At 52.8% G+C, this 16405-nt stretch carries 18 protein-coding genes; 8 read left to right on the plus strand and 10 right to left on the minus strand.

Features of this window, described 5'->3' with window-relative positions; all coding sequences use genetic code 11:
- Nucleotides 1–595: 595 nt before the first annotated feature.
- From ACR64Q_RS21440 to ACR64Q_RS21455, 4 genes are all read left to right on the plus strand, one after another.
- Nucleotides 596–832, plus strand: a complete 237-nt coding sequence (locus tag ACR64Q_RS21440; RefSeq protein ID WP_313733087.1) for a hypothetical protein — start codon at nucleotides 596–598, stop codon at nucleotides 830–832.
- 196 nt (nucleotides 833–1028) lie between these two features.
- The gene (locus tag ACR64Q_RS21445; RefSeq protein WP_020483944.1) at nucleotides 1029–1190 is read left to right on the plus strand and encodes a hypothetical protein; all 162 of its coding nucleotides are present in this window, start codon (nucleotides 1029–1031) and stop codon (nucleotides 1188–1190) included.
- 168 nt (nucleotides 1191–1358) lie between these two features.
- Nucleotides 1359–1580 carry a hypothetical protein gene (locus tag ACR64Q_RS21450; RefSeq protein ID WP_313733088.1) on the plus strand — a complete coding sequence of 74 codons (222 nt, stop codon included), beginning with the start codon at nucleotides 1359–1361 and terminating at the stop codon, nucleotides 1578–1580.
- A 386-nt stretch (nucleotides 1581–1966) separates the two neighbouring features.
- Complete coding sequence (locus tag ACR64Q_RS21455) at nucleotides 1967–3061, plus strand: L-dopachrome tautomerase-related protein (RefSeq protein WP_313733089.1); 1095 nt, start codon at nucleotides 1967–1969, stop codon at nucleotides 3059–3061.
- On the opposite strand, the gene ACR64Q_RS21460 is transcribed toward ACR64Q_RS21455, so the two are convergent.
- Nucleotides 3058–3993, minus strand: coding sequence for a LysR family transcriptional regulator (locus tag ACR64Q_RS21460; RefSeq protein WP_313733090.1), 936 nt, complete (start codon nucleotides 3991–3993; stop codon nucleotides 3058–3060). The two genes, ACR64Q_RS21455 and ACR64Q_RS21460, sit on opposite strands and share 4 nt — an antisense overlap.
- A gap of 253 nt (nucleotides 3994–4246) precedes the next feature.
- Between ACR64Q_RS21460 and amoA the strand changes: the two genes are divergently transcribed.
- The 4 genes from amoA to ACR64Q_RS21480 are packed head-to-tail and all read left to right on the plus strand — an operon-like array spanning nucleotide 4247 to nucleotide 8331.
- The gene (amoA, locus tag ACR64Q_RS21465) at nucleotides 4247–4999 is read left to right on the plus strand and encodes a bacterial ammonia monooxygenase, subunit AmoA (RefSeq protein ID WP_313733091.1); all 753 of its coding nucleotides are present in this window, start codon (nucleotides 4247–4249) and stop codon (nucleotides 4997–4999) included.
- Nucleotides 5000–5011: 12 nt separating this feature from the next.
- The gene (gene amoB, locus ACR64Q_RS21470) at nucleotides 5012–6250 is read left to right on the plus strand and encodes a bacterial ammonia monooxygenase, subunit AmoB (RefSeq protein ID WP_313733092.1); all 1239 of its coding nucleotides are present in this window, start codon (nucleotides 5012–5014) and stop codon (nucleotides 6248–6250) included.
- Between the two features lie 16 nt (nucleotides 6251–6266).
- The gene (gene amoC / locus ACR64Q_RS21475; RefSeq protein ID WP_313733093.1) at nucleotides 6267–7040 is read left to right on the plus strand and encodes a bacterial ammonia monooxygenase, subunit AmoC; all 774 of its coding nucleotides are present in this window, start codon (nucleotides 6267–6269) and stop codon (nucleotides 7038–7040) included.
- A gap of 55 nt (nucleotides 7041–7095) precedes the next feature.
- On the plus strand, nucleotides 7096–8331 hold the full coding sequence (locus tag ACR64Q_RS21480) for an MFS transporter (RefSeq protein ID WP_313733094.1): 1236 nt from the start codon (nucleotides 7096–7098) through the stop codon (nucleotides 8329–8331).
- Nucleotides 8332–8433: 102 nt separating this feature from the next.
- Here ACR64Q_RS21480 and ACR64Q_RS21485 read toward each other — a convergent pair whose 3' ends face one another.
- The 9 genes from ACR64Q_RS21485 to ACR64Q_RS21525 form a co-directional block, all read right to left on the minus strand.
- On the minus strand, nucleotides 8434–9936 hold the full coding sequence (locus ACR64Q_RS21485) for a cobyric acid synthase (protein WP_313733095.1): 1503 nt from the start codon (nucleotides 9934–9936) through the stop codon (nucleotides 8434–8436).
- Nucleotides 9908–10621 carry a 5,6-dimethylbenzimidazole synthase gene (bluB, locus tag ACR64Q_RS21490; RefSeq protein ID WP_313733096.1) on the minus strand — a complete coding sequence of 238 codons (714 nt, stop codon included), beginning with the start codon at nucleotides 10619–10621 and terminating at the stop codon, nucleotides 9908–9910. The genes ACR64Q_RS21485 and bluB overlap by 29 nt, the downstream gene beginning before the upstream one ends.
- The gene (locus ACR64Q_RS21495) at nucleotides 10618–11340 is read right to left on the minus strand and encodes an adenosylcobinamide-GDP ribazoletransferase (RefSeq protein ID WP_313733097.1); all 723 of its coding nucleotides are present in this window, start codon (nucleotides 11338–11340) and stop codon (nucleotides 10618–10620) included. The genes bluB and ACR64Q_RS21495 overlap by 4 nt, the downstream gene beginning before the upstream one ends.
- A gap of 2 nt (nucleotides 11341–11342) precedes the next feature.
- Nucleotides 11343–11756 (minus strand): TM2 domain-containing protein, encoded by a 414-nt coding sequence (locus tag ACR64Q_RS21500; protein WP_026602838.1) that lies wholly within the window; start codon nucleotides 11754–11756, stop codon nucleotides 11343–11345.
- Nucleotides 11757–11932: 176 nt separating this feature from the next.
- The gene (gene cobT, locus ACR64Q_RS21505; RefSeq protein WP_313733098.1) at nucleotides 11933–12973 is read right to left on the minus strand and encodes a nicotinate-nucleotide--dimethylbenzimidazole phosphoribosyltransferase; all 1041 of its coding nucleotides are present in this window, start codon (nucleotides 12971–12973) and stop codon (nucleotides 11933–11935) included.
- A gap of 7 nt (nucleotides 12974–12980) precedes the next feature.
- Complete coding sequence (gene cobU / locus ACR64Q_RS21510; protein ID WP_313733099.1) at nucleotides 12981–13508, minus strand: bifunctional adenosylcobinamide kinase/adenosylcobinamide-phosphate guanylyltransferase; 528 nt, start codon at nucleotides 13506–13508, stop codon at nucleotides 12981–12983.
- Nucleotides 13501–13944, minus strand: a complete 444-nt coding sequence (locus tag ACR64Q_RS21515; protein WP_026602841.1) for a universal stress protein — start codon at nucleotides 13942–13944, stop codon at nucleotides 13501–13503. The genes cobU and ACR64Q_RS21515 overlap by 8 nt, the downstream gene beginning before the upstream one ends.
- A gap of 8 nt (nucleotides 13945–13952) precedes the next feature.
- Entirely contained in the window at nucleotides 13953–14462 is a 510-nt protein-coding gene (locus tag ACR64Q_RS21520; RefSeq protein ID WP_026602842.1) for a hypothetical protein, read from the minus strand.
- Between the two features lie 2 nt (nucleotides 14463–14464).
- A complete protein-coding gene (locus ACR64Q_RS21525; protein WP_313733100.1) occupies nucleotides 14465–16351 on the minus strand; it encodes an ATP-binding cassette domain-containing protein in 1887 nt (628 codons plus the stop codon).
- Nucleotides 16352–16405 lie beyond the last annotated feature (54 nt).

The following is a 16405-nucleotide window of genomic DNA, read 5'->3' on the forward strand; positions in this document are numbered from 1 at the left end:
ACTCAAAACGTGTGATTAAATCACTTTCACTAGAAGACTGACTATCGCAGAAAAACCGCCCAATCCATTTTGGTCTTACCCTGATTGAAGCACGGTCCGATTAGCGCAGCGTAATCGGACGCATGTTGAATTAAATCTTTAGGAGTATGCGTTGCCGCTAATAAGGCAAACAATGATTGTAAGCTCCCTTCATTCTTCCGAGTACGCTTTGCTATTCGGAGCTACCCCAAGATGGCTACAATTTTTGTAAGCTCAAACCCTGCAAATCGCGCACGGGTTTTCTCCCGTATGCCGCGCCGAGCACCGGAGCTTTTGAACGAACAAATCGGCAGGATAGCCGATTTGCATGCATCGCACCCGAAGGGCGAGGCACAGGGATGTGCCGAGTGAGCTAAGCGGCATCCAGGTGGACTTTTCTTTGGATACTTTCTTTTGGCCACGCACAAATTCGCCTGGAGCGAATTTGAACAGCTGTTAGGCTGGCCCGGAGGGCGAAAACCATGGACGGTTTTCGTAGCGAAAGTATCTCGGCCGTCGGGCTGACAAATCGGCAGGATAGCCGATTTGCATGCGGATCACCCGCAGGGCGAAACGCATGGATGTGTTTCGTGAAACCGACATTAAAACCAGCCGTCGCGCTAGCGACACCTATAACACCAATCGCATTGGCATCATCCCCGAAATCTCAAATCCCGCCCGCGGAACCGTCGCGCAGAAAAATTATCCTTGTCAGTTGACCACCCCATCAGCTGGCAATCTTGAGCTTGGGCAAATTGGGAACGCAAACCCTGCCGCGCCAAGGTCAAAAATCCCAGGCCAAACAAACCGCTAACTATTCTGTCCACTCGCACAATGCCGCGAATTTGAATGACGGTAGCTATTTTGCGCTACAGATTGCAAAAGTTCCGGGCAATTTGTTTCCATAAAAGAAACAAATCATGCATTAAACGCCTGATTGTAAATATTTTCCGCAGGTATATAGTGAAGTCGTACTTACAAAGCGACTAAACCTAGTCAAGGTGGACCCCATGAATATTTCAAAAAACATTTATAGAGACGTGATGATTGGCTTGTTTTTTGTCACCGGCGTGCTCAGCTTCGTCTCCGGCCAATTTATCCTATCCACACTTTTATTTGGTTCCGCATCGTTGGCCAGTAACTTGAATCAAGCAACACCTGCGCATATTTAAGAGTGTCGTCTGACCTCTAGCGGCAAACTTGTGGTCGCAAACTCAAAGGCCTGCGTTGCTAATCAAGTCGGAACCTTATTGGAATTTTTATAACCAAAGCCAAATTAGCGACAAATTAAAACCCTTACAGTCTTTCACTGCCAAGCATAAAGCCATAGGAGAAATACCATGAATTTACGTTACGCAAATATGAAAAGTGCGCTTGAATTTTTATATGCTCCTCCCGTCACCCTGGCGATTATCGAATCATGGAGCGATGATGAGTTTGATAATGTATTGGACTGGATTGAACAAATGACTCGCCGCAACTGGCATCGCATACTTCAGCGACCAGAAGTGTTTGTGCAACAAAGGCCGGATGTTTTGAACGTATTGGATGTTGAAATGTAATGGATAAATTCAAATACGGCGTTTTTCCGGGAGTCGCTATTTATTAAGCCGGCCCTTAAATACCGTTCGCCTTGAGTCTATCGACGGTCACACCAGCCCGAACGGAATACCAGTCATAAATTGGGCCGGGTTAATAACCAAAGATTTTTTCGAGCGTCTCCGCAGGAAAAATCGGCAAAACGACGCGACCGCCTATACCTGTGATACCTCGTTCAGCTCCAACAAGGGCTTGAACTTAGATTCTCCTATGACTTGGCGCTGCGGCTATCGGGGACTAAAAGTCTTCATCAATTTACTGAATGGTCCGTGATGAATTGATGTCATTTAACAGGGGTTTAACGATCCAGTATGGTGTTGCCTAACCCAACAACATACTGGAGATGACAATGAACCGTGGGATCCTATTTTGCACCGCCATGGTGTTTACGGCCTTTGAGGCTTTGGCGGACGGCAATTCTAATTTTGAGGTATTCGCCAACCTCGATACCGGCCCGGGCAATGTCACGGCGACAGCCAGCGGCCGGATCATCATGAGCCAACATCAGTTTTATCAACCGCAATACACCGTGATGGAGTACAAGGATCAAGCCTTGCTACCTTTTCCAAACAAGGAAATGTCTGCTGCTGATTCGACTGCACCGATCAAGCTCGACTCGGTATTAGGCATACGTTCCGATAGTAATGGCGTAGTCTGGATGCTGGACAACGGCATGCGGAGCGGCGTGACGCCTAAGCTGGTCGGCTGGAATACCAAAACCAACAAACTTCAGCGTTTGATTTACCTGCCTGCCCCAATTGCGCCCAAAGATGCGTTCGTCAACGACTTTGCGTTGGACACCCAGCACAATCATGCCTTTATCAGCGATCCGGCAGGAGGCGCCAATGCTGCCTTGATTGTGGTCAATTTGTCCACCGGCGCGGCGCGGCGGGCGTTGGAAGGACATCACAGTGTGGTGCCGGAAAACGTCGATTTAGTCATCGACAATGTGCCGATTCAGTTGAAAACCGCGTCGGGCGAACTGGTTAAGCCGCATATTGGGGTTAATCCGATTACCGAGGATTTGGCGAACGAATGGGTGTATTTCGGACCGATGCATGGCCTTAGCCTTTACCGGATTAAAGCCGCCGACTTGATCAATGAGTCCTTAACGCCTCAAGAACTTGCTCAGCATGTTGAACGCTATGGCGACAAACCGATTTCGGACGGTATCAGCATTGATGAGAACAACAATATCTATCTAGGTGACTTGGCCAATAATGCGATTGGCGTGATCGATCCTAAACGACAATACCGGCAATTGGCGCAATGCCCAAGATTGTCTTGGGTGGATTCCTTCAGTTTTGGCGCTAACGGACAGCTCTATGCCGTGGTGAATCGCTTACATCGCTCGGCCACGCTGAACGGTGGCGACAATCAATCCAAACCACCTTACTTTTTGTTGAAAGTCAAAGCCTTAGCCGCAGGCTTGCCAGGACGTTAAAGACTGATTTGGGATGCGCTTATTTTCCGGCCTATGTTGCTGATTTGCTCCCGCAACCAGCCATGAGCCGGGTCTTTTTCCCATAACGGATGCCAAATCATCGCCAAATCGTAGTCCTGCAAACTCACCGGCACCGGCAACACTTGCAGTGGCACCAGTTTCTGAAAGGCGATGGCCAAACGATAGGGTAAGGACAAAATCATATTGGACTGGGCCACGATCAAGGGCGCCGATAAAAAATGCGGCACGATGAAATTAATCCGGCGCTCCAAGCCAAACTCAGTCAATTTCTCGTCTATCACCCCCAATTTATCGCCGGTTCTGGAGATCAACATGTGCGTGGCGGCCAAATACGTCTCCAGCGACGGTGGCGCTTTTATGCTGGGATGATCCTGCCTCACCACGCAAGCCATGCGATCAATGAATAAATGTTCGCAGTTTAAATGTGCGGGCGGATTCAGTACCGAGGCAAAGCCCAACACCACATCCAGGCTACCGTTTTCCAACTGCGGCAAAGGAAAAGCAGATTCCGTCCGTTTGACATGAATATCCACGCCAGGCGCCGACTGCTCAATCAATCTCGACAACTTCGGCAAGATTAGAAACTCCATGTAGTCGGTGGCGGCGATGGTGAAACGGCGCTGACTGGAGGCTGGATCGAAGGCCTGGGGTGCCTCTAGCAAGCGTTCCATTTCCTGTAAAAGACTGCGTACCGGCTCCACTAAAGCAAGCGCCAATGCCGTGGGCTGCATGCCGGCGGGTGCTTTGATCAGAACCGGGTCGTTCAGTTGCTGTCGCAAGCGATGCAAGGTATGACTCATCGCCGACTGCGTGACGAACATACATTCCGCCGCACGCGTGACATTGCGCTCGCGCATCAATGTATCGAAAGCCAGCAACAGATTTAAGTCGAAAGTACGTAGATTAGCCATACGGAAATGTTCTCAATGAATTCGGCTGCATACTAAACAAAATCGATGCTGGTCGGTATGAATAGTCTTGATGATAGCGGATGAAATTTCACCATTTCACAGTTCAATCCGTTACCCCTAACTTATACCGCGAGCGCGTCGACCAGCCTAGTCGGTTTTACTCCCCCAAGGGTAGCTTTTCGGTTGGGGCGGCGCGCCCAACTACTCAATGGCGAAAGCCGTTCACTAACACGTATTGCGGGGGATACTTACTATGTCTGCACAAATTCCTATTTCAACATTCAAACCTTATCGGGGCGAAAAAGCCCGCTTGGCCAGAGCTTACGATTACCTGATCCTGGTACTGGCCCTGTTTTTATTCATCGGTTCGTTTCATCTGCATTTTGCTCTGACCGTCGGCGATTGGGACTTCTGGGTTGATTGGAAAGACCGGCAGTGGTGGCCATTGGTCACACCTTTAATCGGCATTTCCTTTCCCGCCGCCGTGCAAGCGGTGCTGTGGGATAAGTTTCGTTTGCCGCTGGGTGCCACCCTGTGCGTCGCCGCCTTGTTGATCGGTACCTGGGTGACCCGCGTGTTTGCCTACCACTATTGGAACTATTTCCCCATCAATATGGTGCTGCCGGCGACGATGATTCCGGGCGCCTTGGTATTGGACACCTTGCTGATGTTAACCAATAGCTTGACCATCACTTCGATTTTCGGTGGCGGCGCGTTCGCGCTGCTGTTTTACCCGACCAACTGGCCAATATTCGGCATGTTCCACCAACCGGTCGAGGTAGCGAATAGTCAGCTGACGATTGCTGATTTGTTCGGCTTTCAATACATCCGTACCGGCATGCCGGAATATCTGCGCATCATCGAGCGGGGCACCTTGCGCACTTACGGCCAGTATGCGACGCCGCTGTCGGCCTTCTGTTCGGCCTTGCTGTGTTCGTTGATGTATCCGTTGTGGTGGCATATCGGCAAGTGGTTTGCCACTACCCGTTACCTGAGCAAAATTTAAGGAGTAGCCGACATGAAAACCCATTTTAGATCTTGGCGGTTAGCCTTAATCGCTCTCACGGTATTGTCCGGTTTGCCCCTGTCGTCCGCCCAGGCTCATGGCGAAAAGGCCTTGGAGCCCTTCATCCGCATGCGCACCATTCAGTGGTACGACGTGCAGTGGTCCACGCAAAAATTCAACGTCAACGATGAAGTCAGCGTCAGCGGCAAGTTCCATGTCGCCGAGGATTGGCCGATCAGTGTGCCCAAGCCGGAAGCCAGCTTCTTGAATATCTCCACGCCGGGACCGGTGCTGATCCGTACCGAGCGCTACCTGAACGGTAAGCCTTGGACCAATTCGGTGTCCCTGGAGCCGGGTGGCGACTACGAGTTCAAGGTGGTCATGAAAGGCCGTTTGCCGGGGCATTATCACATCCATCCGTTTTTTAATTTAAAAGACGCCGGTCAGGTGATGGGACCAGGGGTGTGGCTGGACATTGGCGGCGATCCCGCGGACTTCAGCAATACCATTCAAACCATCAACGGTGAAATGATCGACATGGAAAGCTTCGGCTTTGCCAATGGTGTGTTTTGGCATCTGTTCTGGGGCGCCATGGCGGCTGCCTGGCTGTTGTGGTGGGTACGTCGGCCCTTGTTCATCAGCCGCTACCGGATGCTGGATGCCGGTTTGGAGCATGAACTGATCACCGCTCAGGATAAAACTATCGCCAAGGCGGTGTTAGTTTGCGTGCCGGTATTGGTATTGGCGCTGAATGCAGTCACCGCCAACCAGTACCCGGACGCCATTCCCTTACAAGCGGGCTTGGATCGAATTTTGCCTCTGCCGGCGCAAGTCAATGCCGGCATGGTCAATGTCGACACGCTAAAAGCGGAATACAACGTGGCGCAACGCGCGATGCTGTTGCAGTTTAGTATCGACAATCGCAGCCAAGGCGCGGTCAGGATCGGCCAATTTTCCAGTTCCAACGTGCATTTCATGAACGCTGATTTAGAGAGTGTCAACAGTAAGCCCGGCAAGGATGACGTCAGTAATAACGGTTTGAGTCTGAGTGACAATACACCGATCGCCCCCGGCGAACAACGCACCGTCACCGTAGAAGTGCGCGATGCCGCCTGGGAATCGGAAAAGCTGGACGGTTTAATCAAAGACGCGGATAGCCGAGTAGGTGGTTTGCTGTTTCTTTACGACGACGTGATGGGAAAACGCTATATCTCCAGTATTTCCGCTGCCGTCATTCCCAAATTCAATTAATTCAGGAGCACACATCATGGCTACCACGACAGAACACGTGCGCTTAAGCAGCGAAAACCCCAAATCATTGCCTTGGTATTTGATCGACTTACCCAAATATTTAAAGGGCTTTGGCTTTTTAACCGTAATGTACATCAGTTTACGCCTGTATCAGGGCGCTTTTGCCATAGCACACGGTTTGGATTCCTCGGAACCGGCGTTCGAACAATACTGGATGCGGCTGTTTTATATCGAACTGGTGGTGATCGCTGCCGTCGCCAGCGGCTTTTGGGGTTACTTATGGACCACGCGCGACCGCAACCTGGATCAACTGGCACCCAAGGAAGAGATACGCCGCTATTTCACCTTGACGATGTGGATCAGCATTTACACCTTTGCCGTGTATTGGGCGGGCAGCTATTTTGCCGAGCAGGATAACTCCTGGCATCAGGTAGCGATCCGCGACACGCCGTTTACCGCTAACCATATCATCGAGTTTTACTTCAACTTCCCGCTGTACGTGATCCTGGGCGGCTGTGCCTGGCTGTACGCCAGAACTCGCTTGCCCTTGTACGCCAAAGGCATCTCGCTGCCGTTGACCCTGGCGGTGTTTGGCCCGTTCATGATTTTGGTCAGCGTTGGCTTCAACGAGTGGGGACATACCTTTTGGTTTAGAGAGGAGTTTTTCGCCGCGCCGATTCATTGGGGCTTCGTTATAGGGGTGTGGTTTGCATTGGGGGTCGGCGGCATTTTGTTGCAAGGCGTCACCCGTTTGATCGAGTTACTCGATCGGATTCCAGACGCCGAATAACACTATTTTTCTCTACATCTGCACGATCATGTTTCAGCCAAAGTCCGATGTAATCATGCCCAAGAGTCTTACCGATTCAGTTCACTATGCTTGGGTAGTACTTGCAGTCACGTTTCTGTGCTTGTTTATGGCATCGGCACTGCGCTCCGTTCCAGGGATCATTATGCTGTCCCTGGAACAGGAGTTTGCTTGGAACCGGGAAACCATTAGCGGCGCGATTTCAGTCAACCTGCTGTTATTTGGCCTGGCAGGGCCATTTCTAGGTCGATTGATGGATGTCTACGGCGCTAAACGGATCAGTGTTATCACCTTGATTTTGTCGGTGGCAGGCGCCGGTGGCAGCGTTTTTATGCAGGAATCCTGGCAACTGTATTTGTTGTGGGGATTGTTGATTGGCGCAGGTTCGGGCGGCACTTCCATGATTATGGGATCGGCGTTGATCAATCGCTGGTTCCATAAACACCGGGGGTTGGCATTAGGCATATTGGGGGCCGCCTTCTCCTCCGGTCAGTTGGTGTTTACCCCGATGCTAATGCAGATCAATGTGCATGAAGGCTGGCGCGCTGCAACGCTGTTTATCGCCATGGGTTTAGGCTTAGTGGCTTTACCATTGGTGCTGAAATTTGTAAGAGACGATCCCGAATCAAAAGGGTTACTGCCCTATGGTGCCAATTGCGTTCGAAGGATGGCGCTTAAACCAGATCAAAATCCTATGCGACCCGTCATGAGAAGTCCGCAATTTTGGCTGTTGGCTGTGAGTTTTGGCATTTGCGGATTAACCACCTCCGGCTTATTTCAGACTCATTTGATTCCGCACGGTATTGAACACGGCTTTACCGACATGACCATGGCCACGTCCTTAGGCGTCATGGGCGCGGCCGATGTGTTCGGCACCATTTTATCCGGCTGGTTATGCGACCGGTACGGCAAGCGCTGGCCGCTGGCGTTTTATTACGTCGTCAGAGGCGCAACGCTGATACTGCTGCCCAGCATAGATACGACCGGACAATTAATGATGTTCTCGATTATCTACGGCATGAATTGGTTGTCCACGATTCCGGCAACCTCGGCGTTAACTGCCGATTTGTTCGGCAAGCAAAACGTCGGCGTGGTGTTCGGTTGGATCTGCTTCGCGCATCAAATCGGAGCGGCCATTGCTGCTTACAGTGCCGGGTACGTCCATAGTCTGATGGGTGACTACAACTTGGCATTTGTGGCGTCAGGTTTGTTGGCGTTTGTCGCAACCGGCATCGTTCTTTTTATAAAAGAACCCTATCCTGCTGTTTTTTAAGGGCGCAATGAAAGCGCTATTTTTAAACAAAGAAATGGATTTATTTAAAATCCGCTGCCGGAAATTGCATATATTTCTGCCATCAGCTGCAATGGCTGACCGTCAGCAAGCGCGTCGGGTAGATGCTGCCAGCGCTTCGAGCTGGGCGAAATTGCAATGACTTGCTAAACAATCGGCCAGACGCTCGATACCGGCTTCGCGCACGGCGTCGAAATCCAGGGCTTGCGCTTGCCGATAGCCTGCCCAATTCAACAGCGCATCGCAGGCGGCGGGCAAATCGAATAAACCGTGCAGATAACTGCCCGCCACCTGACCGTCTGCCGAAACGGCGCCGTCGTCGCCTTCCGTCAGCGAAAATAAGGGTTGTGCCAGCGCAGGACCACTACTGATGCCCAGATGGATCTCGTAACCCGCCACCTGCGTAGCTTGCCCATGGAATGTGCCCGCAGTTTGCCGCAAGCATTTTTCCGGTTGTAAAACAGTCTGCATATCCAACAAACCCAGACCAACGGAGCTACCGGCCGGACCTTCCAGCCCCAGCGGGTCGTCTATGCTATTGCCCAGCATCTGAAAGCCGCCGCAAATCCCCAGCAGTTTGCCGCCGTAACGCAAATGGCGAGCTATGAATGTGTCCCAACCTTGTTCTCTAAGCCTGGCCAAATCCCTACGTACCGACTTGCTGCCGGGCAGCACGATCAAGTCGGCGCCGGTTACTTGATCGGGGCTTTTCGCAAAACTGACCTGAACGCCGGGGTGCAATTGCAGTGGATCGAAATCGGTATGATTGCTGAAGCTGGGCAGATGCGGCACAACGATGTGAAAAGCGCCGGTTTGGCCCTGTTGGGCATGCCGAGTGGATAAAGCATCTTCGGCTTCCAGATAAAGATCGTGCAAATAAGGCAGCACGGCCAACACCGGCTTGCCGGTTCGCTGTTCCAGCCAGTCCAAGCCGGGTTTTAATAACGCGATGTCGCCCCGGAAACGGTTGATGACAAAACCGATCACACGCTGTTGCTCGCTGGCCGAGAGCAATTCCAGGGTGCCGACCAAGTGCGCAAACACGCCGCCGCGATCAATGTCGGCGATCAGAATCACCGGACAATCCACCGCTTCGGCAAAGCCCATATTGGCAATGTCACCGGCACGTAAATTGATCTCCGCAGGGCTGCCGGCGCCCTCGACGATCAGCATCTGGTACTGCGCACTCAAGCGTTGCCACGATTCCAGAACCGCTTGCTTAGCGACTTTCTTATAATCGTGATATTGGCTGGCCGACTGGTTCTGCAGGACTTTGCCGTGAATGATCACTTGCGCGGTGGTATCGGTATTGGGCTTGAGTAGCACCGGATTCATATCGCTATGCGGCGGCAAACCGCAGGCCGCGGCTTGCGCCGCTTGGGCGCGGCCGATCTCACCGCCATCGACGGTTACCGCACTATTGAGTGCCATGTTTTGCGGTTTGAATGGCGCGACGGCAATGCCTTGGCGCCGGTAGTAACGACACAATGCTGTCACCAAAGTACTCTTGCCGGCATCGGAGGTGGTGCCTTGTACCATCAGTGCTGGAAACGGCGGCTTAGGATGCATCGGGCCAGCCGTTTTCATAGACAAAGGCCGATAAGGGTTGCGGCGTTGCCCAGTTTTCCAGTTCCAACATGGGCTTGGGGTAAAACTCGGCGACATGGCCCAGGCAAAGCACCGCAATTGGCCGGCTGCCTGCCGGCATTTTCAATAATTGCGCCAACGCGTCCGGATCGAACAGCGATACCCAGCCCAGCCCCAGGCCTTCCGCGCGTGCTGCCAACCAAAGGTTTTGAATCGCGCAGGCCGCCGAAGCCAGATCCATTTCCGGCAATGTCCGGCGGCCGAAAATATGTTGTTCGCGTCGATCCGGCAACGCGACGATCAGCAATTCGCCGCAATCGAGTATGCCTTCCACTTTGAGCTTCATGAATTCATCGTGGCGTTCGGCCAGCGCTTCGGCGGTGAGCCGGCGTTCCTGTTCGACCAGCGCGTGAATATCGCTACGCAAACGGCGATCAGTGACGCGGATAAAGCGCCAGGGCTGCATCAAACCGACGCTGCCGGCTTGATGCGCGGCTTGTAACAGACGAGCCAAGACCTCGACATCGACCGGATCGGCGAGAAAATGCCGCATGTCGCGGCGTTCGGCGATGGCGCGATAGACGCCGGCAAGTTGTTGGTCGGGAAAACGGTGCGCGGCTGAGGAGTCGTTCGGATTCAATATAGACTCAGGATTTGCAGTCGACAGCGGGGATTGCGGTGTCATTGCAGCGTGGCAGCAATTAACACGGCGGCTTCCGTCAATTCGACCGCCGCACCGTAAACGTCGCCTGTTACGCCGCCCAAGCGCGACAAGGCAGATTGCCGTAGCCAAAATAATATGCCGCCGGCAGACAGCACAGCCGGAAAGCCTAAGAAGACCAGCGTAATCAATACACTCGTTGCCAACACCCATCGGACCAGGGACCTTGGCAGTTGTTGCAATAGTGCCTCGGCTAAACCTTGCGGTCGAACATAATCGGTTGTCAACATCAAGCCCAGGATTGCAGCGCGGCCTAACACGGGAGCCAGCAACAGGGGGGCGAAGCGAGTTTGCTCGAACATGGCAGTCAGTGCCGCAAACTTCAGGATTAAAACCAAGACCAGCAGACTAACCGCAATCGGCCCGGAAGCCGGGTCTTTCATGATTTGCAGGCTGCGCTGTTTATCGCCGTGGCCGCCAACCCAGGCATCGGCGCAATCGGCCAGACCGTCGAGATGCAAACCGCCGGTCAGTAATACCCAAGCAGACAACGTCAAAGCAGCCAGCAGCATGCCGGTACTGCCGGCAAACAGGATCGCCGGCAGGCTTAGCAGCATACCTAGCAATAAGCCTACCGCCGGATAGTACAAAACCGAACGTCCCAATACTGGGGCGCCAGCCTCGTAGCGAGCCCTAACGGGTATACGGGTCAGAAATTGCAAGGCAACAAGAAAGGCATCCACGACTATTTCAGGTGGCGTCCCTTGGCATCTTTGTAGATATGACCGGTAGCGATCAATACGCCTTCGATAAAGCCCCACATGACGCCAAAACCGCCGGTAATCAGCGTGACCACGGCTTGGGTGAAGCCGAGGAAATAAAAGCCCAGATAAATGCGATGTAGGCCGATCGCACCGAACACGATACCCAGCAGTGCTGCGACCAACTTGCTTTTGACCGGTTTGGCTTCCATCAGATAAGCGCCGACCAGGCTGACGTCCGTGACTTTGTCTTCTTCGTGATCGAAATCCACATCGTCGCCGACTTTGGGCGGCGCATCCGATGTCCATTGATCCAGGTGAAATTCGTAGAATTGACCTTCGTGTTTGATTACGCCGGTCTGGCATCTTTCATCGTAACTTTCTATGTGTCCTAGCATGTTGTTTACCAAATCAGTTGTATGTTTTTATTATTATGTGCAGATGCCATCGGAGACAGCTGCCGGTCGCAAAGCAAGCTCGACCATCCGCCAAGCTTATTTTTCGCGGCCAATGATACGGGAAAGCTAAACACCTCGCTATTGCATCCGAAACGGATTGCCGATGGATAGCCTATTTAAGCGGTAGATACTTTGGCCTGACTGAATGTGGCCATTTCATTGTGTAAATGACAGGCCATTTTCAGCAACGGTACCGCCAATACCGCACCGCTACCTTCGCCCAGGCGCATCTCCAGATTCAACAATGGCCGGGCATTTAACGCTTGCAGGACTCGGGCGTGGCCTTTTTCAGCGGAACAATGGCCGTAAAAAAACCAGTCCACGCAGCCGGGATTAATATCCCTCGCCAGCAAAGCCGCGACACTGCTTATAAAGCCGTCTATCAACACGGGCAAGCCATGTTGGGCGGCGCTGATATAGGCAGCGGTTAATGCGGCAATTTCGAAGCCGCCAACGGTTTTTAAAATATCCAAAGGCGAGTGCAAAACGGCTTGGTGGCGCTGCAATGCTGAGTCAATGACGGCGGCTTTTTGATCGATTTGTCCGGCATTCAAGCCGGTGCCGGCACCGGTAATGTCGGCGGCCGGTATCCGTAAACTGGCGGCCGCCAGCGCACTGGCGCTGGTGGTATTGGCGATGCCCATTTCGCCGCCGATAAACAAATCGGCCCCGTTCGCTACAGCCCGTTCGACGGCAGCCTGGCCTGCGGCCAAGGCGATAGCTAACTGCTCGTCACTCATCGCCGCCGTCCTCTTGAAATTGGCAGTGCCTGCGCCGGCTCTATGACTGATGACATCGGCTAAAGCCACTGGCTGAATCAGCCCTACATCGACAACTTCGAAATACGCATCGACATGGCGGGCCAGCACATTTACCGCCGCACCACCGGTTGCGAAGTTTTTTACCATTTCCATTGTCACCACTTGCGGAAAGGCTGAGACGCCTTCCTCGGCAATGCCATGATCGGCGGCAAATACGCTGACATGGATTTTTTCCAGCTTAGGCCTTTCGCTGTGCTGAATCGCCGCCAGCCTGACCGCACAATCCTCAAGCAAGCCCAAGGAGCCGGGCGGCTTGGTTAATTGCGCCTGTCTGTCCAAAGCTTGTTGGTAATAGTGTGCATCGGGCGCGATAATCGGCGCGAATAAACTGTTCATAAGGAAATTAGACGTTTTTGAGGATTTGCGGCAAACCGGCGGTCACCAGCACCACCTTGTCGCTAAATTGCGCGAGTCTTTGATGTAAAAAGCCGGCTTCATCGACGAATCGGCGGGTCATCGCGTCGGCGGCTACAACGCCCAGGCCCACTTCGTTGCTGACCAAGATCACACGTTGCCGACCGGCAGCCAACGCCGCGCATAAGGCATCGGCTTGTTGCTGATAGCGCTGTTCTTGCAGATTACCTTGCTTGTCGAATAACGCATTGCACAACCAAAGCGTCAGGCAATCGACCAATAAGCAATGCTGTTTGCCGGCGTATTCGCCAATCACATCCGCCAATGCGATAGGCTCTTCAACGGTTAGCCAGTGCTGCGGACGGCGCTGTTGATGATGCTGGATGCGGCTGTGCATCTCGTCATCTCCCGCTTCGGCGGTGGCGATGTACACCACCGGCATACCGGACGCCAAAGCTTGTTGCTCGGCATAGCGGCTTTTACCGGAACGGGCGCCGCCCAAAACCAGCTCAATCATCCGCTAATCGCACCGCTAGTACGTCGCATTTGGCATGATGCAGCACGCCGTTGGCTGTTGAGCCGAGCAACAACGCAAAACCATGACGGCCGTGCGAACCCACGACGATTAAATCGGCCTGAATTTCTTCTGCTACCCGGACGATTTCCAGTTTAGGGCTACCCATTTCCAGATGTTGGCGTTCGGCGGGAACCTGTAGTTTCTCGCCCAGCTCGTGCAGGCGTTTCTTGGTGGCCTCCATCAATTCCTGGGTCAAATCCACATCGAATGGAATGATGGGGCCATAAGCGGGATCGGTAATCGGCAAATTATCGACCACATGTACCAAGCTCAGCTGGGCAGCGTTTTGCGCGGCGATTTGCCTGGCTTTTTCGGCCACTTGACCGCCATGTTCAAAAAAATCGGCAGCCAATAAAATATGTTTATAAATCGTCATACATCCTCCTAATCGCTAGCGGCAATCTCGGTAAACAACAAGGTCATCACTTGTGTGGAAATGAGTATATATAAAAAAGCCAGCGCCAAGCCGAACAATAACGGTCTATCCAGGGCATGCCGGAAAATATTGCCATTGACCAACCAATGCCAGCCCATCAGCACGATCATCGCAATGTATGCCACCTGGCTGATCTGGGTATTCAGGCTGGCGACCGCCGGAATGGCGCACAAACTAATCACCACATCAGAGCCCAATAATGCCGTCAGGGTTTGCGGAAAACGGGCGGTTTTCCCGGAAAAATACAGAAGCGGATAGCAGAAACCGACCATTAATACGGTCTCCGCGCTGATTTGCAGCAAAGCATGCGCCCAATCGCTGTCCAACAACAAAATCAGTAGATTAACCAGCAAATAGGGTATGAACATCAGCCGCACTAGCCAAGGCGACGCCGGCACATCCTGTGGCCCTTTGCGCATAATGCAAATCTCAAAAAACAACACCATCAGTTGGTACATGATCACTCCGCTTGTTGTAGGTTTTCCTCCGCTGCCAGCCAATCCATTTCTGCCTGTTCCAGCGCGCTATCGATTTGGCCTTTCCGACTCAGTAACTGCTTTAATTGTTCCTTGTATTCCTCGGCATAAATAGCCGGATCGGCCAATTGTTCTTCAAGATCGCGCTGTTGCTGATGAAACTTTTCTACCGCCGTTTCGGCTTTTTTCACCGCGTCTAACAACGGTTTTAAGCGCTGCCGCCGCTCCGCATCGAGTTTACGCTGATCCTTGCGCGACACCCCGCCGGCATTGTCGTTCGCGACCGGTTCGTCGCCCGCTTTTTTCTGCTCGGCAAGCCATTGCTTGTAATCGTCCAAATCACCGTCGAATGGCTGCATCTTGCCGCCGGCCACCAACAACAGTTGGTCGGTCACCGAGCGCAGTAAATGCCTGTCATGCGACACCACGACCAGAGCACCTTGATATTCCTGCAAGGCCACACTCAGAGCGTGGCGCATTTCCAAATCCAAATGGTTGGTCGGCTCGTCCAACAGCAACAAATTGGGATTTTGATAAACCAACATGGCCAGCACCAAGCGGGCTTTTTCGCCACCGGAAAACGGTCCGACCGGATCGTTGACCTTGTCGCCGCGAAAATCAAAGCCGCCCAGAAAATTGCGCAAATCCTTTTCAGTAGCTTGCTTATCCAACTTTTGCAGATGCCAAAGCGGGCTTTCTTCCAAATTGAGCAATTCCAGTTGATGCTGAGCGAAATAACCGATATGCAAATCCTGAGCGGTTTGTAGCTTACCAGTCAATGCCGGCATTTGCCCGGAAAGTACTTTGATCAAGCTGGACTTGCCGGCGCCATTGGGCCCGAGCAGACCGAAACGGTCGCCCGGCGCAATCGACAGGCTGGCGTTTTTAATCACTACTTTATCGCCATAGCCGATGTCGGCTTCTTCGATTTTTAGCAGCGGATTGGGCATTTTTTTCGGCGGCGGAAAGCTGAAACCGAACGGCGAATCGACATGGGCCTGAGCGATCAGCTCCATCCGCTCCAAGGCTTTGATACGGCTTTGCGCCTGTCTGGCTTTGGTGGCTTGCGCCTTGAAACGATCAACAAAGCTTTGGATATGGGCAATCTCACGCTGCTGTTTTTCGTAGGCGGTTTGTTGTTGGGCCAGTTTTTCGGCGCGCATGCGTTCGAAGGCTGAATAATTGCCCGTGTATATTTCGGCGCGGTTCTGCTCGATGTGGACGATATGGTCGGTGATGGTGTCCAGAAAATCGCGGTCATGGGAAATCAACAGCAAAGTACCGGGATATTTGCTGAGCCAATCCTGCAAATAAATCACCGCGTCCAAGTCCAGGTGGTTGGTGGGTTCGTCGAGCAGTAACACATCGGAGCGGCACATCAGCGCTTGCGCCAAATTCAACCGCATGCGCCAACCGCCGGAAAAAGAGCTGACCGGCCGGCTTTCCTGCTCAGTGCTGAAACCCAGGCCGTTTAACAAACGTGACGCCCGAGCCTGGGCCGTGTAACCGCCGACATGATCCAAGGCCGCATGTAGCTCCGCCAATTTGATGCCGTCATGCGCTTGCTCGGCCTTATGTAACTTTGCCTGCAACGCACGCAGCTCTCTGTCGCCGTCCAGCACATAGTCGATGGCTGAACATTCCAAAGCAGGCGTTTCCTGAGCAACATGAGCGATTTCCAGATTCGGCGGCATGGAAAAATCACCTTCGTCGGCATGTAATTCGCCGCGAAGTAACGCGAACAGGCTGGATTTGCCAGCGCCATTGGCCCCGGTCAGACCGATTTTTTGGCCTTTATGTATCGTGAAAGAGGCCTCGCTAAACAGCAAACGGTTGCCGCGACGGATGGCGATGTTTTTGAAATTGAGCATGATGGTAAAAAGTTGGCTGAGTGCGACGCCGCACAATAGGGGAATTTTAGCGCG

The sequence above is a fragment of the Methylomonas sp. 2F7 genome (genome assembly GCF_057126975.1).

Coding starts and splice junctions, on each gene's coding strand:
- cobT (WP_313733098.1), bottom strand. CDS start 12,973: ATGAACAGTTTATTCGCGCCGATTATCGCGCCCGATGCACACTATTAC.
- cobU (WP_313733099.1), bottom strand. CDS start 13,508: ATGATTGAGCTGGTTTTGGGCGGCGCCCGTTCCGGTAAAAGCCGCTAT.
- ACR64Q_RS21445 (WP_020483944.1), top strand. CDS start 1,029: ATGAATATTTCAAAAAACATTTATAGAGACGTGATGATTGGCTTGTTT.
- ACR64Q_RS21515 (WP_026602841.1), bottom strand. CDS start 13,944: ATGACGATTTATAAACATATTTTATTGGCTGCCGATTTTTTTGAACAT.
- ACR64Q_RS21500 (WP_026602838.1), bottom strand. CDS start 11,756: ATGCTAGGACACATAGAAAGTTACGATGAAAGATGCCAGACCGGCGTA.
- amoC (WP_313733093.1), top strand. CDS start 6,267: ATGGCTACCACGACAGAACACGTGCGCTTAAGCAGCGAAAACCCCAAA.
- ACR64Q_RS21485 (WP_313733095.1), bottom strand. CDS start 9,936: ATGAAAACGGCTGGCCCGATGCATCCTAAGCCGCCGTTTCCAGCACTG.
- bluB (WP_313733096.1), bottom strand. CDS start 10,621: ATGACACCGCAATCCCCGCTGTCGACTGCAAATCCTGAGTCTATATTG.
- ACR64Q_RS21455 (WP_313733089.1), top strand. CDS start 1,967: ATGAACCGTGGGATCCTATTTTGCACCGCCATGGTGTTTACGGCCTTT.
- ACR64Q_RS21450 (WP_313733088.1), top strand. CDS start 1,359: ATGAATTTACGTTACGCAAATATGAAAAGTGCGCTTGAATTTTTATAT.
- ACR64Q_RS21525 (WP_313733100.1), bottom strand. CDS start 16,351: ATGCTCAATTTCAAAAACATCGCCATCCGTCGCGGCAACCGTTTGCTG.
- amoA (WP_313733091.1), top strand. CDS start 4,247: ATGTCTGCACAAATTCCTATTTCAACATTCAAACCTTATCGGGGCGAA.
- amoB (WP_313733092.1), top strand. CDS start 5,012: ATGAAAACCCATTTTAGATCTTGGCGGTTAGCCTTAATCGCTCTCACG.
- ACR64Q_RS21440 (WP_313733087.1), top strand. CDS start 596: ATGGATGTGTTTCGTGAAACCGACATTAAAACCAGCCGTCGCGCTAGC.
- ACR64Q_RS21460 (WP_313733090.1), bottom strand. CDS start 3,993: ATGGCTAATCTACGTACTTTCGACTTAAATCTGTTGCTGGCTTTCGAT.
- ACR64Q_RS21480 (WP_313733094.1), top strand. CDS start 7,096: ATGCCCAAGAGTCTTACCGATTCAGTTCACTATGCTTGGGTAGTACTT.
- ACR64Q_RS21520 (WP_026602842.1), bottom strand. CDS start 14,462: ATGTACCAACTGATGGTGTTGTTTTTTGAGATTTGCATTATGCGCAAA.